General features: G+C 29.5%; 5 protein-coding genes. 1 reads left to right on the top strand and 4 read right to left on the bottom strand.

The annotated features are described in order from the left end of the window. Positions 1-123: 123 nt before the first annotated feature. From VLM92_RS10165 to VLM92_RS10155, 3 genes are read right to left on the bottom strand one after another with little or no spacing between them, the layout of a single operon-like run. A complete protein-coding gene (locus VLM92_RS10165) occupies positions 124-924 on the bottom strand; it encodes a 2-oxoacid:ferredoxin oxidoreductase subunit beta (protein WP_325276233.1) in 801 nt (266 codons plus the stop codon). Beyond that, positions 914-2059, bottom strand: a complete 1146-nt coding sequence (locus tag VLM92_RS10160) for a 2-oxoacid:acceptor oxidoreductase subunit alpha (RefSeq protein WP_325276232.1) — start codon at positions 2057-2059, stop codon at positions 914-916. The genes VLM92_RS10165 and VLM92_RS10160 overlap by 11 nt, the downstream gene beginning before the upstream one ends. A 17-nt stretch (positions 2060-2076) precedes the next feature. Further along, on the bottom strand, positions 2077-2268 hold the full coding sequence (locus VLM92_RS10155; RefSeq protein ID WP_325276231.1) for an indolepyruvate ferredoxin oxidoreductase subunit alpha: 192 nt from the start codon (positions 2266-2268) through the stop codon (positions 2077-2079). A gap of 336 nt (positions 2269-2604) precedes the next feature. Here VLM92_RS10155 and VLM92_RS17400 point away from each other — a divergent pair, with 336 nt between their 5' ends. Then, positions 2605-2769, top strand: a complete 165-nt coding sequence (locus tag VLM92_RS17400) for a LamB/YcsF family protein (RefSeq protein ID WP_414708158.1) — start codon at positions 2605-2607, stop codon at positions 2767-2769. A 581-nt stretch (positions 2770-3350) separates the two neighbouring features. Here VLM92_RS17400 and VLM92_RS10150 read toward each other — a convergent pair. Continuing rightward, positions 3351-3607: hypothetical protein (locus tag VLM92_RS10150; protein WP_325276230.1), on the bottom strand; the 257-nt coding region annotated here is incomplete at its 5' end.

Raw genomic sequence — 3607 nt, 5'->3', positions numbered from 1 at the left:
ACTGCATTTAAATTTGACATAATTGCTCCCTCTGCTAAAATTACACCTGCAAGTATAAGACCTTGCCCTCCAGAACCACTTAGCCTAATTTCTTTTTTCATATATATTCTCTCCTAATAATACTTAAAATTTATCTACTAATTTTCTATATTCTTCACTATACTCTGGTAAAATTATATCTTTAAAAATACCTATTGGAACTTTATTTGCTTCTATCGCTTTATTTACGTCATTAGTTACCATGCTATTTTCTTTTATTAATTTTATTAAATCTACCGCAGATCCCTTTTTATTTTTTCTACCATAATATGTTGGGCAAGAACTAACTCCTTCTACCACTGAAAAACCATTATGCATTATTGCTTTTTTTGTATATGCTATCATCTGATTAACATGATATACACTTGCCCTAGCAACAAATGTAGCTCCTGCTGCTGCTGATAAATTACAAATATCAAACGGTTTATCTATATTACCATATGGAGCTGTTGTTGCTTTATCATCAGTAGGAGTAGTTGGAGAATATTGACCTCCTGTCATTCCGTATATATTGTTATTAAACACGATTGTTGTGATATCAATATTTCTTCTACAAGAATGTATTAAATGATTTCCTCCTATCGCTGTTGCATCACCATCACCAGTTATAACTATAACATGAAGTTTTGGATTAGCTAGCTTTACACCTGTTGCAAATGAAAGAGCCCTTCCGTGAGTTGTATGTATTGTATTATAATCAAAATAACCACTTGATCTTGATGAGCATCCTATTCCAGAAACTATGCATATATTCTCTTTATCTAATTTTAAATCTTCTATTGCCCTTGCTATTGAGTGCATTAATATCCCGTGTCCACATCCAGGACACCATATGTGAGGTAGCCTACCTACTCTAAAATTCTTTTCAATAATATTACTTGGCATGGACAATTACCTCCTCTATATTAGCTGTTATTTCTTCTGGGGTTATTATCTCTCCATTAAATTTATTAATTCCAACTACAGGACAGTTGTCTTTTACTACTCTCTCTATTTCTAAAATCATTTGCCCCATGTTCATTTCTGGTACAAATATGTAATCTACTTTTTCACTAAATTCTCTTACTATGTCTGTTGGGAAAGGCCATACTGTTTTTATCGCTAATAATCCTATTTTTATTCCCTTTTCTCTCATACTATCAACTGCATCTTTACTACATCTAACCATACATCCAAAAGTTATAATCAGCATTTCACAATCTTCAGTAAAATAATTTTCATATATAAGTATATCTTCTAAATTATTCTCTATCTTATTAGATAACCTACTTAATAATTTATGAGCTTCCTTTGTGCTATTTGTAGGAAATCCAGTTTCATCATGTACAAGACCCGTTACATGAAACTTAAATCCTTTACCAAACCCTTCCATATTAGGAACTAAATCTTGTGTAACCTCATACGCTTTAAAGACTTCTTTTCTGCAAGTAGATTTTTTTCTATCTACTACCTCTAAGCCTTCTAATGCAGTTAAATCTACTTTCTCTCTCATATGTCCTATTACTTCGTCTAAAAGTAAAATTACTGGTGTTCTATATTTTTCAGCAAGATTAAATGCCTTAACTGTTAATTCATAAGTATCGGATACTGTTGTAGGAGATATCACTATTAAAGAATGATCTCCGTGCGTTCCCCATCTAGCTTGCATTAAATCTCCTTGTGATGGACTTGTTGGTAAACCTGTACTAGGTCCACTTCTTTGAACATTTACTATTACACAAGGTGTTTCAGTTATACAAGCATATCCTATAGCCTCTTGCTTTAGAGAAAAACCTGGACCACTTGTTGCTGTCATAGATTTTTCACCCGCTATAGATGCACCTATTATTGCTGACATAGATGCTATTTCATCTTCCATTTGAATAAATGTTCCTTTAACTCTTGGTAATATTAATGATGATATTTCTGCTATTTCTGTTGATGGAGTTATTGGATATCCTGCAAAAAATTTCATTCCTGCATGTATTGCACCGTGAACACAAGCTTCATTCCCTTGTAATAACTTTGCTTTTATTCCCATACTATACTCCTTCTTAATTAAATATTTTCTGCAATATATATTGCATAATCTGGACATCTTAATTCACACAAACCGCAAAGAGTACATTCAGATTCATTTTCAATATATACACTTTCGTTATTCATATTTAAAACCTTTTTAGGGCAGAATTCTATGCAAATTCCACACTTTTTACACCAAGACTCCTCTATTACTAACTTTTTTTCCAATTTAATCCCCCTCTTTAATAGAATATATTGAATTAATTTAATTTCGGATATGTTTACATATGATTAACTGATCTGATGCATTCTTGTACTATATTCAAGTTCATTGTAGCACCATTTTCTAGCAATTGCAGGAATTATTTCGTTTATGCAAGTTTTTTTATGTTTATTTCACTTGTTCTTTTTTTAGATAAATTCAACTACTTTATCTTATAATATTCATCTCAAAATCAAAGAAAATAAAAAAGAATAAAGGAAGGTATTATATGTATTAAAAATTAAATGTAAAGGGGATTTTTATGTTTAAAGTTAATTTAAATTGTCATATAAAGGAATTTTTTGAATTTAAAATTAGGTATTGATGAAGAAATACTTAATTATATGACTTTTGCAAATATTGCTTGTGGATTACATGCTGGAGATGCTATTTGCATGAACACCACTGTAAACATTCATGTAAACACGGTGTTTAAGTATGTGTACATACCGGATTTATGGATTTAGAAGGTTCAGTGATACACGACTCAGACATTGCTATATCCAGAGTCATTAGGATGGTAAGGTAGAAACAATAGATGGACAAGACATAGATATAAGTGCTAATTTTATATGAATACACGTATACAATCTAAATGCTTTAGAATTTGTAACAAAAAAAATTTGCAAATATAAATGAGCCATAACCTTCTTTTATAGAAATGGTTATAGCTCTTTTATGTTAAAACTATCATTTTATACTCCTTATGTTGTGCATGCCCTACTAAAGTTGATTTTGCAATTTTTTTTATTTCAAATCATTTTTATGATAAATATGAATGCTTAAAATTATTTTATTCATTTATTCTGCATCATAATCCGGAGTAAAGTCATAATCTAATTCATTTTCATAACCAAAGTATACTAATTCAATGTTTTCATTCATGTTTCGTACCTCCTTATTTATTATTGTTAATTATATTATAGTACGCCTTATCTTTTTTTGCAAGTTTAATTTTAAATCTTTCACTTCTAATTTACTATATGCAATTTTTTTTAAAAAAGTTCCGGTTTTTAAGTTACAAAACTTAAATTTTTTATTACATTTATTAAATTATTAACCTATGTAACATAAAAAATGCTAAGAAAATAATTTTCCCAGCATTTTTTACATTGTATTCTATTATCCAATTTAAGACTTGTTTTTCTCTTTGTAACAAACTTGTTATTGCAGATATTATAACTAATACTATAAAAACTACAGTCATTGAAAGTATTGCTACACTAAAACCTGCTAATAGTTTTTCACCTACTGTAAGATTCACAGAAGGATCTTTTAAAGCCTCTAATAATTGACTAATATTCA

The sequence above is a fragment of the Romboutsia sp. genome, assembly GCF_035470145.1.
GTDB lineage: Bacteria > Bacillota > Clostridia > Peptostreptococcales > Peptostreptococcaceae > Romboutsia_D.
Note: the sequence above shows the minus strand (reverse complement) of the source record. Positions and strands in the feature narration are given on the sequence as shown.

Coding starts and splice junctions, on each gene's coding strand:
- VLM92_RS10165 (WP_325276233.1), bottom strand. CDS start 924: ATGCCAAGTAATATTATTGAAAAGAATTTTAGAGTAGGTAGGCTACCT.
- VLM92_RS10160 (WP_325276232.1), bottom strand. CDS start 2,059: ATGGGAATAAAAGCAAAGTTATTACAAGGGAATGAAGCTTGTGTTCAC.